Raw genomic sequence first — 19,610 nt, 5'->3', positions numbered from 1 at the left:
CGGATCATGCGGTTAGCTGAATCGTTCTACGGTCAGACGTCAACCCGTCAAAAGTCGGGTGCTCGAGGACTCTGTGTATAATTAAACTTGGTGCAGCTATAGGGAAAACAGGGTTCTTCAGTTTGCAGTTAACCAAAACCCCTTATTTTACTTGCTATTATGAAATTATGTGTTGTTTCAGCATCAGTTTTATCCACAGGCTAAAAGATGAAAAAAGGCGGACTTGTGAAGGGTGCGAAACAGTCCAGTTATCTCGTTCAGATTGTTCACTTATTTGTCTGAAAATAGAAAGCACTGCTACGAATCGCTCATATGGAAATGCGATTCCTCTCTTCGATTTGTCTCATTTTGCAGAGCTTAAGGATAGCGTGATACCCTCAGAACGTAAAACACCGGCAAAGAGATGCCGGTGTCCAAATCAATTCAGGCGAAAAATGGCTCAGCGCGTTACGGAGCCGCCTCTTCCACAATCACCAGATCACGCTCAGATGCACCCCGCGCGAAATCGAGCGCTTTTTGATAGGCATCCGAATGATAGCAATCATGCGCAGCTTGCAACGATGGAAAACGTGCAACGACATTGCGCGCACGATCACGTCCCTCGAGTTGTTCATGCTTACCTGCCCGCGCCAGAAACACACCGCCATGGTCCGCTATCGCCCCAGTTGCACGACTTGCGTACTCTTTATAGGCGTCCTCGTCAGTGACATGAACATTCGCAATCCATAATGCAGTTGGCATCGGTTAACCCTCCAGTACTTTTTTCGCAGCGGCAATTGCAGCATCAGCGTCGGAAACATCCTTGCCGCCACCCTGAGCCATATCAGGACGCCCGCCACCGCCCTTACCGCCTAGCTCGACAACAGCGGCCTTTACCAGATCCACGGCAGAGACCTTGTCTTTGCAGTCATCCGTAACACCCGCGGCAACCGCCGCTTTACCGCCAGCATCCGCGATCAACAGCACAGCACCAGAGCCGATGCGCGCTTTATGCTCGTCAATCAAAGTCGGTAAATCTTTGCCCGAAACGCCGCTGAGCACCTGAGCAATAAAGCTCATACCATTCACTGTCTCTGCTTCAGCACCACCCTGACCGCTGCCACCAGACATCGCGAGTTCACGGCGCAGCTGCGCAACTTCGTTGCTGAGCGCCTTTCGCTCTTCGAGCAGCGCTTTAACACGCGCGGGCGCGTCCGCAGCAGGCGCCTTTAGATCGATCGCAATCTCGGCAAGGCGCATATCCTGTGCACGCAGATAATCGAGCGCAGGCTGACCTGTCAGCGCTTCGATGCGACGCACACCAGCGCTGGATGCGCTATCGCCGAGCAAAACAAACGCGCCAATATCACCGGTTTGGCGTACATGCGTCCCACCACACAACTCTAATGAGTACGTGTCGCCCTGCGCGCCTTTGCCAGAACCTGCTTGGGTGCCCATGGACACAACGCGCACTTCGTCGCCGTATTTCTCACCGAACAAAGCTTGCGCACCTAGCGCGCGTGCATCATCTGGCGTCATGATACGCGTCTCAACAGGCGCGTTCTGACGGATATAAGTATTAACGTCTTTCTCGACGCGCGCGATTTCTTCCAAGCTCAACGCATTGCTGTGCGAGAAATCAAATCGCAAACGATCTTGCGCATTCAAAGATCCACGCTGCGCTACGTGATCACCAAGCGCTTCGCGCAAAGCTTCGTGCAACAGGTGCGTTGCAGAATGGTTCGCGCGAATAGATGTGCGGCGCGTGTGATCAACGTTCAAAACAGCGGCGCTGCCTTTGGAAATTTCACCCTCTTGCACCGTGGCAATATGAATAAAGATGCCTTGGCTCTTCTTCGTGTCTGTAACTTTCGCAATGCCCGTTTCGGTTTTAATCACACCTTGATCACCGACTTGGCCGCCACTTTCCGCGTAAAACGGAGTTTGGTTCAGAATGATCTGTACCTCTTCACCTGCTTTTGCGATGTCCGATTGCTTGCCATCTTGAACAAGTGTCGCGACCTGACCTTCTGCCGTTTCCGTGTCATAGCCAAGGAAATCCGTGGCACCATATGCGTCAACAATATCAAACCAAATGGCGCTATCCGCTGCCTCACCTGTCCCAGACCAAGCTGCGCGCGCCTTTGCCTTTTGCGCATCCATTGCTTTGTTGAAGCCATCGACATCCGCTTCACGCCCTTTTTCGCGCAACGCGTCTTGGGTCAAATCCAATGGAAAACCGAAAGTGTCATACAGCTTGAACGCAGCATCACCAGAAAACACTTGTCCTTCTGGTAAACCAATCAGCTCATCATCAAGCAACTTCAAACCACGATCCAAAGTCTTCTTGAAACGTGTTTCCTCTTGGCGAAGGGTCTCTTCGATCAAGGCTTGCGCTTGTCCAAGTTCAGGAAATGCGGCCCCCATCTGCCGTACAAGCGCTGGAACAAGACGATGCATAAGCGGATCTTTTGCACCCAACAAATGCGCGTGACGCATCGCGCGGCGCATAATCCGACGCAAAACATAGCCGCGCCCATCGTTCGCAGGCATAACACCATCAGCAATCAGAAAAGAGGTTGAACGCAGATGGTCTGCAATCACACGGTGATGCGTGTTGGTCGGGCCGTCAGGATTGACACTTGTGGCATCTGCGCTCGCTTCGATGAGCGCGCGCATAAGATCTGTGTCATAGTTATCGTGTTTGCCTTGCAACAGCGCACCGATCCGCTCGAGCCCCATGCCCGTATCAATGCTCTGCATGGCAAGAGGTTTAAGAGTACCATCCTCGAACTGCTCGTTTTGCATGAAAACGATGTTCCAAATCTCAATAAAACGATCGCCGTCTTCCTCGGGACTACCAGGAGGGCCACCCCAAATGTGGTCCCCATGATCAAAGAATATTTCAGTACAAGGCCCGCAGGGTCCTGTTGGCCCCATCCGCCAAAAATTGTCATCCGTGGCGATACGAATGATGCGATCATCACTGAGACCCGCAACTTTCTTCCAGATTTCAGCAGCCTCATCATCCGTATGATAGATCGTGACGAGCAGCTTTTCTTTGGGAATCTTGAACTCAACGGTAAGAAGTTCCCAAGCATAGGCAATTGCCTCAGCCTTGAAATAGTTGCCAAAACTGAAGTTACCAAGCATCTCGAAAAACGTGTGATGACGCGCAGTATATCCGACGTTGTCTAGATCGTTGTGCTTACCACCTGCGCGCACGCATTTCTGAGAGGTGGTTGCTCGCGTATAATCTCGTGTTTCCAAACCGGTGAACAGGTTCTTGAATTGAACCATCCCCGAATTAGCGAACATCAAAGTGGGATCGTTGCGCGGAACAAGCGGGCTAGACGGCACAATCGCGTGCCCTTGCTTTTCAAAGTAATTCAGAAACGTGGATCGAATATCGTTGAGACTTGCCATGTGACATATGCCTTTTGGGCCGGATTTGCGTTGCCTTTGAGATACCCGCCCATCAAGTCACTGTCCACAGGGCACGCTTACTTGAAGACGTTTCATGCCCGAAACAAACAAAGCGCCCCCGAAGGAAGCGCTTTGTTCAAGTTCTAATGTACCTATTTGGCTCTATGCCTCTAAGATATCATCGTCATCTTTTTTCTCTTCTTTCGGCATTTCAAAATCAAGACCATGAGATGCGCGGATCTTATCTTCGATCTCAAAAGAAATACGTGTGTTTTCTTTCAAGAAGGTTTTCGCATTTTCGCGCCCCTGCCCGATCCGTTCATCACCATAGCTGAACCAAGATCCTGACTTATCAACGATGCCAGCTTTCACCCCGAGATCGAGCAGCTCGCCCATCTTGGAAATCCCTTCGCCATACATGATGTCGAATTCCACCTGTTTGAACGGCGGAGCCACTTTGTTCTTTACAACTTTCACACGCGTTGCGTTTCCGACGACTTCATCGCGGTCCTTCAATGCGCCGATACGGCGAATATCGAGACGGACAGAAGAGTAAAATTTCAAAGCGTTGCCACCAGTCGTGGTTTCCGGCGAACCAAACATAACGCCAATCTTCATCCTGATCTGGTTGATAAAGATAACCATACAATTAGAACGACTGATCGACCCGGTTAACTTACGCATCGCTTGGCTCATAAGACGCGCGTGCACACCAACGCTGCTGTCGCCCATGTCCCCTTCAAGCTCAGACTTTGGTGTGAGGGCTGCAACAGAATCGACGACGATCATGTTCACAGCGCCAGAACGAACCAATGTATCGACGATTTCGAGCGCTTGCTCACCGGTGTCCGGTTGTGAGATCAATAACTCATCAATATTTACGCCAAGCTTCTTCGCGTACTGAGGATCAAGCGCGTGCTCGGCATCAACAAATGCACAAACGCCGCCCTTTTTCTGCTCCTCGGCAACGGTATGCAATGTAAGTGTAGTCTTACCAGAGCTTTCCGGACCGTAGATTTCAATAATGCGCCCCTTTGGCAGTCCCCCAATGCCAAGTGCGATATCAAGTCCAAGCGAACCTGTTGAGGTCGCCTCGATTTTTTGAACCGCGTTTTCATCACCCAATTTCATAATCGAGCCCTTACCGAACTGACGTTCGATTTGCGCCAACGCGCTATCAAGGGCCTTTTGCTTGTCTGCTGCTGCTTTGCTGCTCATGTTCAATAAATCTGCCGTTGCCATTGTTTCTGCTTCCTTATTTCATATGCTACAGGGCGCAGCAATCGGTTCGCATGTTCTACTCTTGTTCTAGATGGATACAAAAAGAGAACAAATCAAGTTAAATCTTCATTCTGGTAGATTCCAACAGATCAGTTAAGATTACGTTTAGACGCTCTATGAATGTGGAAATTTGAAGTATGCTTGTGTTCTGGAAGGAAAAATTGGTTCTTTTGTCGTATCAGAGCTTGTTCGCACTCTGCGTCGTCTAAAAACCGCTTCGAGCCACAAAACCAATAGAATAATCGAAAAAACGAATAGTCCCATTGAGGCGGTGCGCTGCGTCAAAATTGAAGCGAAATAGGCGGCCACCAGAAAAAACACCGGGGCTGCCAGCATAAAAAAGCGATACAATCGTAACGATGTCACTGGCCCTATCTGTTTGATTATCGCGTCAGTCACGATGTGCTCCCATGGATCGGCTTGCTTTGCTCTTAAGCTGCATGGGTTAACACTAGATGAATATGCACCAATTTGCAATTTTTGGTTGAGTGACTATCCCTTAAATTGCAAAACTGCGACGTAAAACCCATCGCATCCATCCAAGGGAGTCCACGATTTCTGCGATATCAAAGCAAAATCATCATTACCTTTGAGAAACGCGTTTACCTGTTCTTCATTTTCTTGTGTGAAGAGAGAACAAGTTGCGTAACACAACACACCGCCTGCCCTAACAAACACACTTGCATCACTTAAAATACGCGTCTGCAACGCAAGGAGTTCTTCGAAATCCAATCTAGTCGTTTTCCATTTCGCATCAGGACTACGTCGCCATGCACCCGATCCCGAACACGGCGCGTCACAAAGTACTAGGTCAAAAGGAGCCTTCATGCGTATCGCATCTTTATCAATGCAATGAATTTGAACCCCTGCGCGGTTTGCGCGGGTTGGAATATCCTGCATTCTTTTAGAATTTACATCATGGGCAAAAATCTGCGCCTGCGTACGCGCGGCCATTGCAAGAGACTTGCCGCCCCCGCCTGCGCAATAGTCAAGAATGGTCTCACAATCATTGAGTGGTAAGTCATCAATCAATGCTTGGCTACCTGCATCCTGCAGCTCTACCGCGCCACCTAAGTATGCTTTCGAATTTTTAACTTTGCGAGGGTTGGACTTTACCCGCAGCGCCGTTTCACTGATCTGAAAACGTTCAGTGTCAATGTCGTCTTCCTCCAGCTGTTCAATTGCCTCAGCAGAAGTGCTTTTTGAGAGGTTAACACGCAAGTCGACAGGAGCGCGTTCGGTCAGCAAGTTCGCGATTTTAAAAGCATTCTCAGGATACGAAGACTTCAGGAGATCCACACACCAATCTTGCAGGTTCCATTGTTCTAGAGTTGGCACATGATCATGCGCAGTGTGACTCACCTTAGAATTTTTAAGAAGCAGTTCGCGTTCTATATCGTCCAAGAGTGCCGGAGCATGCCCTTCTCCCGAAAACAGCTCAGCGAGATTTGCATCTTGAAGCCTCATAAGACCGATCATCACAGCGCGGCCAGTCAGTGCACCGCCAAGATCTGCGCAACTATCGCGTTTTCTCAAAGCATCAAAAACATGATCACGCACGGCGGCGCGGTCCTTTGAACCAGCAAACCGAGAGCGCCGTGCCCAACGGGTAAGTGTTTTTTCCGCAGGGTCTCCTGCAAAAATTTGATCTAAACACTCAATAGCTGCTGAAACGCGTGCGCCAGGGGTCATGTGAGAAGCCTATCCAATGCGGTAATTGGGCGACTCACGTGTGATTTGAACATCATGCACATGACTCTCTTTCAAACCAGCACCCGTGATTTTAACAAAGCTACAATTGTGGCGCATTTCCTCAATGGTCGCGCATCCAGTGTACCCCATGGCCGCGCGCAAACCACCAACGAGTTGATGAACCACTGCACTTGCAGACCCTTTGTAGGGTACCTGCCCCTCAATTCCTTCGGGAACGAGTTTATCGCTTGCGGCGTCTTTCTGAAAATACCTGTCGGCCGAACCGCGCGCCATGGCACCCAAACTTCCCATGCCGCGATAGCTTTTGAAGCTACGCCCCTGATAAAGAATGATTTCTCCGGGGCTTTCATCGGTCCCTGCAACCATCGAACCAACCATGGCACAACTTGCGCCTGCGCCAATCGCTTTTGCAAAATCACCGGAAAACTTAATGCCGCCATCGGCAATGATCGGCACATCGCCAGCAGCTTTCGCACAATCGACGATCGCTGTCATTTGCGGCATCCCGACACCCGCAACCATACGCGTTGTGCAGATCGAACCCGGACCAATACCGACTTTCACCGCATCCGCACCTGCATCAATCAAAGCACGCGTCGCTTCTGGAGTAACCACATTGCCAACCACAATCTGCACATCCCCAGCAATCGCCTTCGCGCGTTTGACCGCTTCGATCACACCCGCAGAGTGACCATGCGCCGTATCAATCACAACGATATCAACCTGCGCATCGATCAAAGCCTGCGTGCGCTCGAAACCTGAGTCACCAACGGAAGATGCCGCCGCCACGCGCAAACGGCCTAAACCGTCCTTGCACGCTGTTGGGTTCAGCACCGCCTGCTCGGTATCTTTCAAAGTCAAAAGACCTGTCAAAACACCGCTACCATCATGCACCAGTAATTTCTCAATGCGGCGCGCCCGCATGAGGCTCTTGGCTGCCTCTAAATCAGCAGGCTCCGCCAGCATCGCCAGGTTCTCCGAGCTCATCATAACATGAACCGGCGTTTCGTCAGAGTTCGCAAACCGCATATCGCGATTGGTCAGAATACCCACGACACGCCCTTCAGGATCAACAACTGGAAAACCTGTAAAATTGTAGCGTGCCACCAGCGCCTTGGCATCGGCGAGCGTTTGATCCACACGCAAGGTTACCGGACTATAAACGATTCCGCTCTCAAAACGTTTCACGCGGCGTACTTCACGCGACTGCGCTTCCACATCGAGGTTCTTGTGAATTACCCCCATGCCGCCCGCTTGCGCCATTGTAATTGCCATTCGGCTTTCGGTCACCGTGTCCATCGCTGAGCTCAAAAGTGGTATGTTAAGAGCGATCGACTGGGTCACAAAAGTGCGCGTATCTGCAGTGCTGGGAAGCACGCTAGAGGCCCCGGGGACCAGCAGCACATCATCAAAAGTAAGAGCCTCGCGAATCTCCATGAGAGTTCTCCTTGGGAGGGTACGTTTGGCAGTTTCCTATTTCACGGCTTTAAGAGAATGAAAAGGGGACCCAAGGCTTTATGCGGTCGCAGCACCCGTTTTTATCGCCAAAGCACCGCTCGCCCACATCATCAGCACCCGAGCAAATATCAAAGGGGCCAGTAAGCTCACCAATAACAAAGGCACCAAAGCGAGCCATGCAAACGCGCCGACCTGAGCACTAATCAAAAATAGTGCGACGCTCAGAGTGCCTACAGGAAAGGTAAATGCCCCCCAAAGAGGGGAAAATCCAGCGTTGGTCAAATATCGTGTCGCGCTCAGAAGGACGCCGGCAACACCAACCGCCAAAACTGTGAAGACGAGCGCCAAAGTTGTATAGCCCAAAAGCACCGACACCGTCGCGAAAAGACTGATTGGTGCAAGGTGGATTGCAAGCATCGGTCGCAAAGGCGGCGGCATGTCGGTTTGGCTCATCTGCAACAAACTAACCCCGTATATAATCGAAGCTGTAGAGACGGTAATGACCAAGATGGCGGCAGCCAACCCGGTGTAACCAAGTGGAATCGCCGCCAAACAAGCAACAACGAAACCCACAAAACTCAGGTGCCAAGCGGGCGAAACCACCAAACCATCAGGCGTGCGTATCATCACACTCAACGCCAAGACGGTCGTAAAAATATGAAGCGGCAGCGCTATGAAAAGCGCAACAGTGGCAACTGTCGGTGAAATCGGTGCAAGGCTTGTCGCAAACAAAAAGATACTCACGGTAATTGCAGACACGCCCGCGCGCCCCGGCACGCTCTTCATATCATCTAGGATGACGCTTGGGCGGTAGCTCAATTTTGAGATGTAGGAAGACAGAAGAAACAGTTGGACCAAACAAGCGAGGCCTAAAATACAGTAGCTAATCCAAGGTGTTATGGAAAATGGCGCGAACTCGGACGCTGCACGCCACGCTAACCCCAGCCCGAAAAAACCCATCATTGACGGAAACAAAGCAGGCGGAGTGCGCCGCCAGAATTCAAGCGAAGTCTCAGATTGAGGCGCGTCTGGTGATGGCATCGACATGGTAAATGACCTTAGAGAGCATGAGGCAGCGCAACGCGTGCGGTCTAACCCTTAACAACAGCTTGTGCGTGTGGAAAGTCTTCTTACTCTTAGCACTGCGCAAATAACGAGCTACCTGCCTCGTAAAAAGACGCTCATGGCGGTTTTTATGACGCTTGATAGCTTTAGCCTTGTGCAGATGCGCCCTATGGTCTTGAAAAATAGTTCAACTTTCAGGTGCACCCTATGTCTGCTGATCCACTCGTCGTCTTCACGCCCTCCGGCAAGCGCGGGCATTTTCCTGTTGGCACGCCCGTTCTCACGGCCGCGCGCCAGCTTGGCGTTGATCTTGATAGCGTGTGTGGTGGGCGCGGAATCTGCTCGAAGTGTCAAATCACGCCATCTTTTGGTGAATTTCCAAAGCATGGTGTAACGGCTCACAAGGACGCCCTGTCCGAATGGAACTCTGTAGAGCAGCGCTATGACGATAAGCGTGGCTTGAAAGAAGGTCGCCGTCTTGGCTGCCAGGCAACTGTTCAAGGCGATATCGTCATTGATGTGCCCGAGGAAAGCCAAGTGCACAAACAGGTTATTCGCAAAGCTGCCTCTGATCGCATCATTACAATGGATCCGGCGACTCGCCTTTATTTTATTGAGGTGGATGAACCGGATATGCACACGCCAACCGGCGATCTCGAACGCGTCGCACGGGCCCTGCAAGAGCAGTGGCAAATCGACAATGTGCGCGCCGCTCTGCCCGTTCTATCAAAGCTCCAACCCGCTTTGCGCAAAGGCAAATGGCAAATCACGGTTGCCTTGAACAAAGGTCATGATGATACCCATGCGCGTATTCTGGATGTTTGGCCCGGTCTTTATGAAGGCGGTATTTACGGCCTCGCGATCGATCTTGGCTCAACCACCATCGCGGCGCATTTGTGTGATCTGGTCACTGGCGAAGTGAAGGCTTCCTCTGGTCTGATGAACCCGCAAATCCGGTTCGGCGAAGATCTGATGAGCCGCGTATCCTACGTCATGATGAACCCCGGCGGAGATGTAGAAATGACAACCGCCGTGCGCACTGCCATCAACGGGTTGATCGAAACAATCGCGACCGAAGCCGAGATTGATCCAAATGCGATTTTTGAGACTGTCTTTGTGTGTAACCCTGTCATGCACCACTTGCTTCTTGGTATTGACCCTGTGGAACTCGGACAAGCGCCATTTGCGCTCGCGACTTCTGACTCAATGAGCCTTGATGCACGTGAAATGGATCTGCACGCGATGAACGACAATGCGCGCGTGTATATTTTGCCCTGTATCGCGGGTCACGTTGGCGCAGATGCTGCCGCTGTGGCCTTGTCCGAAGAGCCCGGTAAATCGGACGATTTGGTTCTGATCGTTGACGTAGGCACGAACGCAGAAATCCTGCTTGGTGATAAAGATCGCGTGCTTGCGTGTTCCTCCCCGACGGGTCCCGCATTTGAAGGCGCGCAAATTAGTTCCGGTCAGCGGGCAGCACCCGGTGCGATAGAGCGGCTAGAGATTAATCCCGAGACCAAAGAACCGCGTTTTCGCGTGATTGGCTCTGACATTTGGTCTGACGAAGACGGCTTTGACAACGCCACCGCAACCACAGGGATCACCGGGATTTGTGGCTCTGGCATCATCGAAGCGGTCGCTGAAATGCGTATGGCAGGATTGCTTGATGACAGCGGTCTCATCGGCTCTGCCGAACAAACAGGCACGTCGCGTAGCATTCCTGAGGGGCGCACACATTCCTACCTTATCCATGATGCGACAGCAGATGGCGGCCCCTTGATTACCGTCACCCAAGGCGACATTCGTGCGATTCAGCTCGCGAAATCAGCGCTTTACGCAGGCGCGCGTCTTTTGATGGATGAACGCGGTGTAGATACCGTGGACCGCGTGGTTCTTGCGGGGGCGTTCGGTGCACATATTTCCTCGAAACACGCGATGGTGCTTGGCATGATCCCTGATGCGCCTCTGGACAAGGTCACAAGCGCGGGCAATGCCGCAGGCACCGGTGCGCGGATTGCACTTTGCAATGTGATGGCTCGCGCGACGATTGAGAAAACCGTTGGAGAAATCACAAAAGTCGAAACCGCGATTGAACCGAAGTTCCAAGAGCATTTCGTTAACGCGAATGCGATCCCACACAAAACGGATCCGTTTCCTGAGCTTGCAAAGATCATGACACTGCCAAACGTGAGCTTTAACACAGGTGGTGGCGACAGTGCTGGTGGCGGGCGTCGACGTCGGCGGCGCGGCTAAGCGCCCTTGACCAGGCTTTAGAGCGCGCGTATCCAAAACAAGTGGCGGGTATGGTGAAAAGGTATCACGGCAGCTTCCCAAGCTTTAGTTACGGGTTCAATTCCCGTTACCCGCTCCATACGCTCGATGCGTCAACTGTTCGCCTTTTCCTCAAGCAATAGCCACTCTTCTTCCGCGTCGCTGAGCGTCGTGTGACGCTCAACCAAGGCATCGCTGGCTTTTGCGAATTTTGCAGGTTCATTGGTGAACAAGTCTGGCTCCCCAAGGAACTCCTCAAGTTTGGCAATTTCCGCCTCAAGTCGCGCGATCACACTGGGCAGTTCTTCAAGACGGTGTTTGTCTTTAAACGTCATCTTTCCGGGCTTTTGTTGCGCGTCTTTTTGAGGCTCAGCGCCCTGCCCTTTGCCAGCTTTGCCGCTGCTTTGAGCAACCGGCGCATCCACGCTGCGCTGCGCTTGGTAGTCGCTCCAACCGCCCGCATAAACGGTTGCGCGTCCATTGCCTTCCATCGCAATCGTCGTACTCGCGACGCGGTCGAGAAAATCACGGTCGTGGCTCACCAGCAAAACAGTGCCCGGGTATTCGCCCAGTAGGTCTTGCAACAAATCCAGCGTTTCGACATCAAGATCATTGGTCGGTTCGTCCAAAACCAACAAATTACTCTCGCGCGCCATGATTTTCGCCAGCAAAAGACGCGCTTTTTCCCCGCCCGAGAGCGATCTCACAGGTGCACGCGCTTGCGCATCATCAAACAGGAATTCTTTCAGATAGCCGACCACGTGTTTAGGCATCCCACGCACCATGATCTGATCCGCTTTACCTGAGACACGCATCTCAGGATCGCCTGCGAGACTGTCCCAAAGCGTCATATCCGGGTCAAGCTGTGCGCGCGCTTGATCAAAGATCGCCGCCTCGAGCTTGCTGCCAAGCTTTACCGTGCCTTGATCGACAGGCTCCTGCCCCATGAGCATCTTGATCAACGTTGTTTTACCCACGCCATTCGGCCCAACGAATGCGATTCTATCGCCACGTTGCACAGTAAAGGTAAAATCCTGAACAATCGGTTTACCGTCAAATGCTTTCGCAAGCCCGACGGCCTCGATGACCTTCTTGCCCGAAGCTTGCCCCGCATCTAACGCCATTGCCGCGGTACCCTGACGACGTATCTGGGACGCCCGCTCAGCACGTAGATCCTGCAATGCGCGCACACGTCCTTGGTTCCTTGTACGGCGCGCTGAAATACCTTCAACGGCCCAACGCGCTTCAGACTTGATCTTGCGATCGAGCTTGTGGCGCTGCATGTCTTCTTCTTCCCAGGTCGCATCGCGCCACGCTTCAAAACCCGCGAAACCCTTTTCCTGACGCCGGACTTGGCCGCGATCAATCCAAAGCGTCGCACGAGTCAAAGCATTCAAAAACGCGCGGTCGTGCGAAATCAGAACAAACGCTGTGCGCGTTGTGCTTAATTCGGCTTCTAACCAGCCAATCGCTTCAATATCGAGATGGTTCGTCGGCTCATCAAGCAACATCAAACCGGGCGCTTCCGCCATGAGCTTCGCCAAAGCGGCACGGCGACGTTCCCCACCCGATGCCGTCTCAACCGGACGCGCGGGGTCAAACTTTAGACCAGCGCCTGCACGTTCCACCTTGTACGCTTCGGATGGATCAAGAGCGCTCAAAGCAAAATCGCCAAGGGTCGCGAAACCCTTCATCTCAGGCTCTTGCTCCATGTAGCCAACGCTCACGCCCGGTCCTGCAACAATGCTGCCTTTGTCCGGCTCAACGAGCCCTGCCATCACCTTCATCAAGGTCGATTTGCCAGAGCCGTTGCGCCCCACCAAAGCCACCCGATCGTTCGGTTGAACAACCAAATCGAGAGCATCAAAAACAGGATCACCGCCAAAAGTAAGCGAGATATCGGAAAGCTGGAGAAGGGGTGCGCGTGCCATACCTGCCAGCTACGCAAGGCCACCAAAAAGGTCAACGCCCTACTTCACCGCAATGGTGTTTGCACCACCGCTTCATCTTTCCAAATAAACTTCCCGCGGAGCGTCCCGCCCTAACCGACAACTGCGCGCAATAAACGTTTTCGCGCTTCTGGGATCTTACAAACCTCGACGCCTGTGAAAACATGCATTGTGTTCATTTGTCGATCAATCACTGCGTGATCACTCACCCAGCCGCCCATCATCAGATAGGTCCGCAGCAATGATGGCATAACACGTTCTGACCTTTGCTTAGCTGTGGAAATAAGATCGAAACAAAACGTATCAGCGGCCTTTTGTCTGGGCCGCAAATGTTCTGGCGCTAGATGTTTATTCGCCAACATAGAAAAACTGCCCAAATATGGCGTAGGATCCGTCCCGACAAATGACGAACACCCAAACATCAACGCAACTTCATGCGTGTCCACAAAAGCAGTCATCGCCCCCCACGCAATACGCAGAACGTCAGGATCGTTCTTAACCTCAGGATCTATGCAAAAGCGGCCCATTTCAACGAGCAACCCATCGTATGTCTGCAAAGCAGACAGGTCATAAAACTGCGCGGAATAGCTTTGCCCAATCTTTGTAGAAGGCAACAAGAGCATCCGAAAACAGCATCGCACTTCGCCAGAACCAACCTCCTCAACAAGAATATGTACAGAGCGCGCATCCAGAGCGTCGCGATCATCGCAGCCAAACGCGCGTGCCCGCAAAGATTGCGCTTTGATGATATCTTGCGCCAGGGTGCTTTGTCGCGCGCGATACCGCCCTTTTTGCAAGACGATTGTCATGGACGCGCGCGTGAACGCCAGCCACCACGTCGACGCGGCTTTTGCGATGCGGCTAAACCTTCGCGTAAAACATCAGTCATTGGATGACCCTCTAAGCCATGGCGCTCAAGCAAAACGGGCAAAGCCTCTGCGCTATCGCCTTCCAAATTCAAGGCCCAATCAAGGAAAATACTACGACATTCGCCCAGTGTTATCCCGTCAATTTTATAGCTCTCCGCGACCAGCCCCTTCGGGTCCAAAGCATCACCTTTAAGTGAGCGCATGATCAGCTCTCCTCATACGTTGACAGAACCGCGTGCAACACTTGTGCCGCGTCTTTTGCCGTTTCAGCGATACCTGTGCGTAAATTGTCCAAGCTGTCAAACCCTGTTTCGCGCAGCAAAAAAGCAAGACCACCCAGCCCGATCACATCCGGCATCTGTTCGTCATCAATCACTTGTTCACTCAACAGTTTCGTTGAAAGCTGCATCTGCCAAAAAAGCCGGTAACTGCGCGCCAAAGCAACACTTTGCTCTGGTGCCAGCCACCCCAATGCTACACTCTGTTCCAACCCTATCTCAATGCTGCGCGCATCCGAGCCACCACCAAGCAACCCTGCTTGGCCGATCAATTCGATCTCTTGCAGACGTCCAGCACCCAGTTTGCCATCCCAAAAGGCCGCTTGTTTTGCAGCTTGTATGCGCAAACGCATTTTGGCGACTTCGCTGAGCACCATCTCAGGGGGCCGCGCGCGCGCTACCATCTCGCAGCGCAATGCTTCGACATCCTCTCCCAACGAACCCTCTCCCGCGATCACCCGCGCGCGCGTCAGTGCAAGATGCTCCCACAACCAAGCTTTGTTTTGTTGATAGTCCTTAAAGCTTTGCCAAGACGTAGCGACGGGCCCTTGCGTACCCGACGGCCGTAGCCGCATGTCCACCTCGTACAGACGCCCTTGTGCCATCGGTGCAGTCATTGCAGTCACCATCGCTTGGGTGAGACGCGCATAATACTGGCGTACGGGCAATGGGCGCTTTCCTTGGGACATTTCGACCCCATCCGCATCATAGATCATGATTAAATCAAGATCAGAAGTCGCGTTCAGCCGCCCTGCCCCGAGGGAGCCCATTCCGACAATCACAGCACCCCGACCGGGCATCGCCCCGTGCTTTTGTGCGAAATGTTGGACCACAAACGGCCAAAGCGCTTGTAAACAAGCTTCTGCTAGTTCCGCATACCGCGCTGCGATTTGTTCAGCGCTCGCAATCCCGCGCAAGTGATGCACACCAATACTAAAGTGCCATTCTTTCGCCCAGCGACGCGTGGCATCCAACTGGTGTTCATAGTCGCTTTCACGCGCAAGTATGTCCGTAAGCTCAGCGCTCAAGGCATCCACCCCGAGCCACTCATCAAAAAAGCTTCCTGCAATCACCGCATCGAAAACAGAGGCATTTCGCGACAAATGACGCGCCAGCGCAGGCGCTGTGCCAACAATATCGATTAGCAGATCAATCAGCTGTGGATTCGCTTCAAACAGCGAAAACAACTGCACCCCCGCGGGCAAGCCAGACAAAAAGCCGTCAAATGCCAACAAAGCCTCATCCGGTTTCGCAGCTTTCGCAAGACGTTCCAGAAAATCCGGTTTCAGCCGCTCGAATATCTCGACGGCACGCTCGGAACGCAACGCTGGATAGGTTTGCCAGTGCGCAACCACATCTTTATCAAATGCATGGCTCTGCGGCGCGGATTTTGCATCAGGGGCAAAGAACCCTTCGGTTAATTCATGCACCGCTTCCAAACGCTGCTTTAAATCGCGGCGCAACTCTGCGTCCTCTCGCCCCATAAAAGCGGCGAGACGTGCGAAGCCTTCATCAGAGTTTGGCAAACTATGGGTCTGCGCATCGCGCACCATTTGCAAGCGATGTTCAACCTCGCGGTGCGCACGATAGTGATCGGTTAGCTCACGCGCAGCGTCATCGGGCACCCATCCTTTGGCGCGCAAGACTTCAAGCCCCTCAACCGTCCCTCTCACGCGCAACTCAGGGTCACGTCCGCCCGCAATGATCTGGCGGGTCTGTGTGAAAAACTCGATCTCGCGAATACCGCCGCGCCCAAGCTTCATGTTGTGCTCTGGCAGCTTCATCGTGCCGCCCAAACCCTTATGCTCGCGATACCGCAGGCGCATGTCATGAGCGTCCTGAATGGCCGCGAAGTCCAGATGCTTGCGCCACACGAAAGGTGTCAGCGTGTTCAAGAACCCCTCACCCGCAGTGATATCCCCCGCGCAAGGGCGTGCTTTGATATAGGCCGCGCGCTCCCATGTACGGCCAAGGCTTTCATAGTAGCGCTCTGCTGCTTCCATCGCCATGCAAACCGGTGTCACCCCGGGATCAGGGCGCAAACGCAAATCGGTGCGAAAAACATACCCGTCGCCCGTGAGATCATTCAACATCGCCGCCATACGACGGGTCGCGCGAACAAAAGAAGAGCGCGCATCATGGAAATCATCCGGCTCAAAGCGGGTTTCATCAAACAGGCAAATGAGGTCGATATCGGAAGAATAATTCAACTCAAACGCCCCCATTTTCCCCATAGCCAACACCGTCATGCCACCTGCATCTTCGATGTTGTCTTGCGTCATGCCCGGAAGCTTGCCGCGCGCAATCTCTGCCGCAATACATGTGCGCAAGGCCGAATTGACCGCAAGATCCGCAAACTGCGTCAACACCTGCGTGACCTTCTCCAAGCTCCAAACTCCGCCTAAATCCGCAAGTCCCGTGAGCAACGCAATCCGACGCTTGGCTTCCCGCAACACCGCAGGCATCGCTTTCGCGTCTATCTGTGGTAACGCTTCAAAAAGATCCGCAACAGCGGCGTCAGGCCCTTCGAGTGCGCTTTGAAGCCACTTCGCTTCTTTAAGGATCAATCCTTTCAAATAAGGACTGCACCCTGCGGCACCATAGATCAATTCCGCTTGCTGCCCTTCCAAAGAGGGCAAAACATTCAACGCGTCTTGTCCGAGATCAGGTTCAAACGCAGTTGGGACACGGGTTATTTTAGAAAAATCGCTCATCTATGTATCAAGGCGCGCGCCACACTGATTTGCAAGTGGGCAAATGATCCGCTTTAATCTGCCAACAGCCATTTTAGAGGACTTTAAATGAGCAAATCATTGAAACGCGTGCGCGCGGCCTTGCTCGCGCATGGGATGGACGACACGATCATTGAGACAGGCCAAGCCACAACAGCACAAATGGCTGCGGATGAGATCGGCTGTGAGGTCGATCAGATCGTAAAGTCTATCATCTTTCTGGGCGAAACGAGCGGTGATTGTATCCTTTTCCTCACCGCTGGCGGCAATCAAGTCGATCCGATCAAAGCCGCAAAACTCGCAGGTGAACCTCTTGGCAAGGCCGATGCAGCAACTATTCGCGCGCAAACAGGGTTTGCGATTGGTGGCGTCTCTCCGATTGGACATCTCACGCCGCCTCGTGCGTTTTTTGACCCCAGATTGCTGGATTTCGCACTAATTTGGGGGGCTGCTGGCACGCCGCGGCATGTTTTCAACGCGGCTCCAGCAAAAATATCTGAATCTTCGAACGCTCAACCATCTGATTTTACGTCATAATTTAAATAAATGTAAATAACATTCACATTTAACCTTGCGCCGGGCTCGTTTGTCACCGTCTTATTCAATGTGAAAGACATTCACATTAACGCAACAAACAGGAGTACATCATGTCCACCCTTGCCCAAGCGCCGACTTATACAAATGAACCCAGCGGCTGGTTCGCTCGTTCTGAGGCTTGGCTCGACAGTAAAGGTAAGGGCGCATGGATCGCAGCCATGGTCCTCGGCTTTACCTTCGTCTGGCCCGTCGGTCTCGCCCTTCTGTTTTACATGATCTGGAGTAAACGTATGTTTAGTCGTCATCACCGTGGCTCTTATGGCCGTCATGGATCCTCTGCCCGTCACGGGTTCTCTGCAATGCGCCCCTCTGGCAACAATGCCTTTGATGCGTACAAAGCCGACACTCTGCGCCGTCTAGAAGATGAGCAACACAGCTTTGAAGACTTCTTGCAGCGCTTGCGTGATGCCAAGGATAAAGCTGAGTTCGACGAGTTTATGGACGACCGTGCCAGCGCCAGTGCCGCGGCTTCCTCCAAGGCGGATGAAAAAGAAGACGCATAAGCATGCTCTTTGAACAAACTGTGGGCCGCCCTTGTGAGTGGGTGGCCCACCAAATAAACATTAAACGACAGTAGGACCATGACCCAGAGTTTCGCCAATCAACCCGACCCCATCCGCGCCCCGCAGTTTTACGCGTCCGTGCCAAGCAAACGCTTGATCGCTTGGATCATTGATGTGGCATTCACGGTTGTGCTTGCGCTTTTGGTTATCCCTTTTACCGCATTCATCGGCATATTCTTTTTTCCCGTACTCGTTATGCTTATCGGATTCGCTTACCGCACCCTGACCATCGCCTCCTCCTCCGCGACTTGGGGCATGCGGATCATGTCGATCGAGCTGCGCGATGAGAACGGCGAACGCTTTGATTTCACCAAAGCGCTGCTGCACACTCTGGGCTACTCGATTTCTATCGCGTTCTTCTTGATACAGGTCGTGTCTGTCGTGATGATGATCGGCTCCGCACGCGGCCAAAGCCTGACGGACCTCGCGCTAGGTTGTGTGATGATCAATCGTCGCTAAGCCCTGATCACAGTTTGTCAAATTCGGGGCTTGGCCCCTGAGTAAATTGAATGCTAGCCTGCGCATGAAGGATAAAATTCACTCATGCGCCACTCGCTTCCCGTTGCCCCGCAGTTCTACGTGACTGCACCGCAGCCCTGCCCTTATCTTGAGGGTCGGATGGAGCGAAAACTGTTCACAGCATTGCAAGGCGACGGCGCGGATACTCTGAACAACGCATTGTCCAAGCAAGGGTTTAGACGCTCGCAAAATGTGCTCTACCGTCCGACTTGCGCCGATTGTGCGGCTTGTCTGTCTGCGCGCATTGATGTGTCAAAATTCACGCTTAGCAAAAGCCAAAAACGCACCCTGCGCCGCAATGCTCATCTTGAACGACGCGCGACATCTCCTTGGGCCACCGAAGAGCAATACGCACTGTTTCGCAGCTATCTGGAATCGCGCCATGCGACCGGCGGAATGGTCGATATGGATGTGTTCGAGTTCGCCGCAATGATCGAGGAAACGCCAATACGCTCGCGTGTTATCGAATACGCTCATCAAGACACATCCGAACTTGAGGCCGTGTGCCTTATGGATGTGCTCGATGATGGTCTCAGCATGGTGTATTCGTTTTACACGCCCGACGTGCCGCGCCAATCACTTGGCACGCATATCATCCTTGATCATATCGAGATCGCGCGCAACGCTGGTCTGCCATATGTTTACTTAGGCTATTGGGTGCCTGGCAGTCCCAAGATGGGCTACAAAGCCAGCTTCACAGGGCTCGAAGTTTTCAGCCAAAACACATGGAATCCCATGCGCGACCCTGCGGAATTTGAACCAACGCTACATCCGCTCTCCACCGCCCCCATCGCCGAGCAGGTCGCCAATATCTCGCTCCCCGATGGCAACAAAGCTGTGTCCGAGTAAAGACGCACCCCCTCCCCTTCATCTTTCCAAATAAACTTTCGTCGAAGACAAAAAAAGCGAG

General features: G+C 52.7%; 15 protein-coding genes and 1 tRNA gene. 6 read left to right on the top strand and 10 right to left on the bottom strand.

Annotated features, from left to right (window positions below; translation table 11 throughout):
- Nucleotides 1-447: 447 nt before the first annotated feature.
- The 6 genes from PFRI_RS10090 to PFRI_RS10065 form a co-directional block, all read right to left on the bottom strand.
- Complete coding sequence (locus PFRI_RS10090; protein WP_072630583.1) at nt 448-741, bottom strand: DUF1330 domain-containing protein; 294 nt, start codon at nt 739-741, stop codon at nt 448-450.
- Nucleotides 742-744: 3 nt separating this feature from the next.
- Nucleotides 745-3,405, bottom strand: a complete 2,661-nt coding sequence (alaS, locus tag PFRI_RS10085; protein ID WP_072630582.1) for an alanine--tRNA ligase — start codon at nt 3,403-3,405, stop codon at nt 745-747.
- 162 nt (nt 3,406-3,567) lie between these two features.
- Nucleotides 3,568-4,647 carry a recombinase RecA gene (gene recA, locus PFRI_RS10080; RefSeq protein ID WP_072630581.1) on the bottom strand — a complete coding sequence of 360 codons (1,080 nt, stop codon included), beginning with the start codon at nt 4,645-4,647 and terminating at the stop codon, nt 3,568-3,570.
- Between the two features lie 531 nt (nt 4,648-5,178).
- A complete protein-coding gene (locus tag PFRI_RS10075; protein WP_072630580.1) occupies nt 5,179-6,378 on the bottom strand; it encodes an RsmB/NOP family class I SAM-dependent RNA methyltransferase in 1,200 nt (399 codons plus the stop codon).
- A 9-nt stretch (nt 6,379-6,387) separates the two neighbouring features.
- The gene (gene guaB, locus PFRI_RS10070) at nt 6,388-7,836 is read right to left on the bottom strand and encodes an IMP dehydrogenase (RefSeq protein ID WP_072630579.1); all 1,449 of its coding nucleotides are present in this window, start codon (nt 7,834-7,836) and stop codon (nt 6,388-6,390) included.
- 78 nt (nt 7,837-7,914) lie between these two features.
- Nucleotides 7,915-8,904 (bottom strand): TDT family transporter, encoded by a 990-nt coding sequence (locus PFRI_RS10065; RefSeq protein WP_072630578.1) that lies wholly within the window; start codon nt 8,902-8,904, stop codon nt 7,915-7,917.
- A gap of 225 nt (nt 8,905-9,129) precedes the next feature.
- Between PFRI_RS10065 and PFRI_RS10060 the strand changes: the two genes are divergently transcribed.
- Together PFRI_RS10060 and PFRI_RS10055 are read left to right on the top strand one after the other, a co-directional pair.
- Nucleotides 9,130-11,175: an ASKHA domain-containing protein gene (locus tag PFRI_RS10060; protein ID WP_072630577.1), complete on the top strand. Its 2,046-nt coding sequence runs from the start codon at nt 9,130-9,132 to the stop codon at nt 11,173-11,175.
- Nucleotides 11,176-11,219: 44 nt separating this feature from the next.
- Nucleotides 11,220-11,293: transfer RNA gene (locus PFRI_RS10055), tRNA-Gly, on the top strand.
- A 13-nt stretch (nt 11,294-11,306) separates the two neighbouring features.
- On the opposite strand, the gene PFRI_RS10050 is transcribed toward PFRI_RS10055, so the two are convergent.
- The 4 genes from PFRI_RS10050 to PFRI_RS10035 form a co-directional block, all read right to left on the bottom strand.
- A complete protein-coding gene (locus tag PFRI_RS10050) occupies nt 11,307-13,124 on the bottom strand; it encodes an ABC-F family ATP-binding cassette domain-containing protein (protein ID WP_072630576.1) in 1,818 nt (605 codons plus the stop codon).
- Between the two features lie 110 nt (nt 13,125-13,234).
- The gene (locus PFRI_RS10045) at nt 13,235-13,951 is read right to left on the bottom strand and encodes a GNAT family N-acetyltransferase (protein ID WP_072630575.1); all 717 of its coding nucleotides are present in this window, start codon (nt 13,949-13,951) and stop codon (nt 13,235-13,237) included.
- Nucleotides 13,948-14,214 carry a hypothetical protein gene (locus PFRI_RS10040; protein WP_072630574.1) on the bottom strand — a complete coding sequence of 89 codons (267 nt, stop codon included), beginning with the start codon at nt 14,212-14,214 and terminating at the stop codon, nt 13,948-13,950. The genes PFRI_RS10045 and PFRI_RS10040 overlap by 4 nt, the downstream gene beginning before the upstream one ends.
- 2 nt (nt 14,215-14,216) lie before the next feature.
- Entirely contained in the window at nt 14,217-17,003 is a 2,787-nt protein-coding gene (locus tag PFRI_RS10035) for a bifunctional [glutamate--ammonia ligase]-adenylyl-L-tyrosine phosphorylase/[glutamate--ammonia-ligase] adenylyltransferase (RefSeq protein WP_072630573.1), read from the bottom strand.
- Nucleotides 17,004-17,090: 87 nt separating this feature from the next.
- On the opposite strand from PFRI_RS10035, the gene PFRI_RS10030 reads away from it, so the two are divergent.
- The 4 genes from PFRI_RS10030 to PFRI_RS10015 all read left to right on the top strand — a co-directional run bounded on the left by PFRI_RS10030 (nt 17,091) and on the right by PFRI_RS10015 (nt 19,549).
- Nucleotides 17,091-17,558 carry a YbaK/EbsC family protein gene (locus PFRI_RS10030; protein ID WP_072630572.1) on the top strand — a complete coding sequence of 156 codons (468 nt, stop codon included), beginning with the start codon at nt 17,091-17,093 and terminating at the stop codon, nt 17,556-17,558.
- 110 nt (nt 17,559-17,668) lie between these two features.
- Nucleotides 17,669-18,121, top strand: coding sequence for a DUF2852 domain-containing protein (locus tag PFRI_RS10025; protein ID WP_072630571.1), 453 nt, complete (start codon nt 17,669-17,671; stop codon nt 18,119-18,121).
- A gap of 78 nt (nt 18,122-18,199) precedes the next feature.
- Complete coding sequence (locus PFRI_RS10020) at nt 18,200-18,640, top strand: RDD family protein (protein WP_072630570.1); 441 nt, start codon at nt 18,200-18,202, stop codon at nt 18,638-18,640.
- Between the two features lie 84 nt (nt 18,641-18,724).
- Nucleotides 18,725-19,549, top strand: coding sequence for an arginyltransferase (locus PFRI_RS10015; RefSeq protein WP_072630569.1), 825 nt, complete (start codon nt 18,725-18,727; stop codon nt 19,547-19,549).
- Nucleotides 19,550-19,610: the final 61 nt, after the last annotated feature.

The organism is Planktotalea frisia (genome assembly GCF_001890925.1).
Classification (GTDB): domain Bacteria; phylum Pseudomonadota; class Alphaproteobacteria; order Rhodobacterales; family Rhodobacteraceae; genus Planktotalea; species Planktotalea frisia.
Note: the sequence above shows the minus strand (reverse complement) of the source record. Positions and strands in the feature narration are given on the sequence as shown.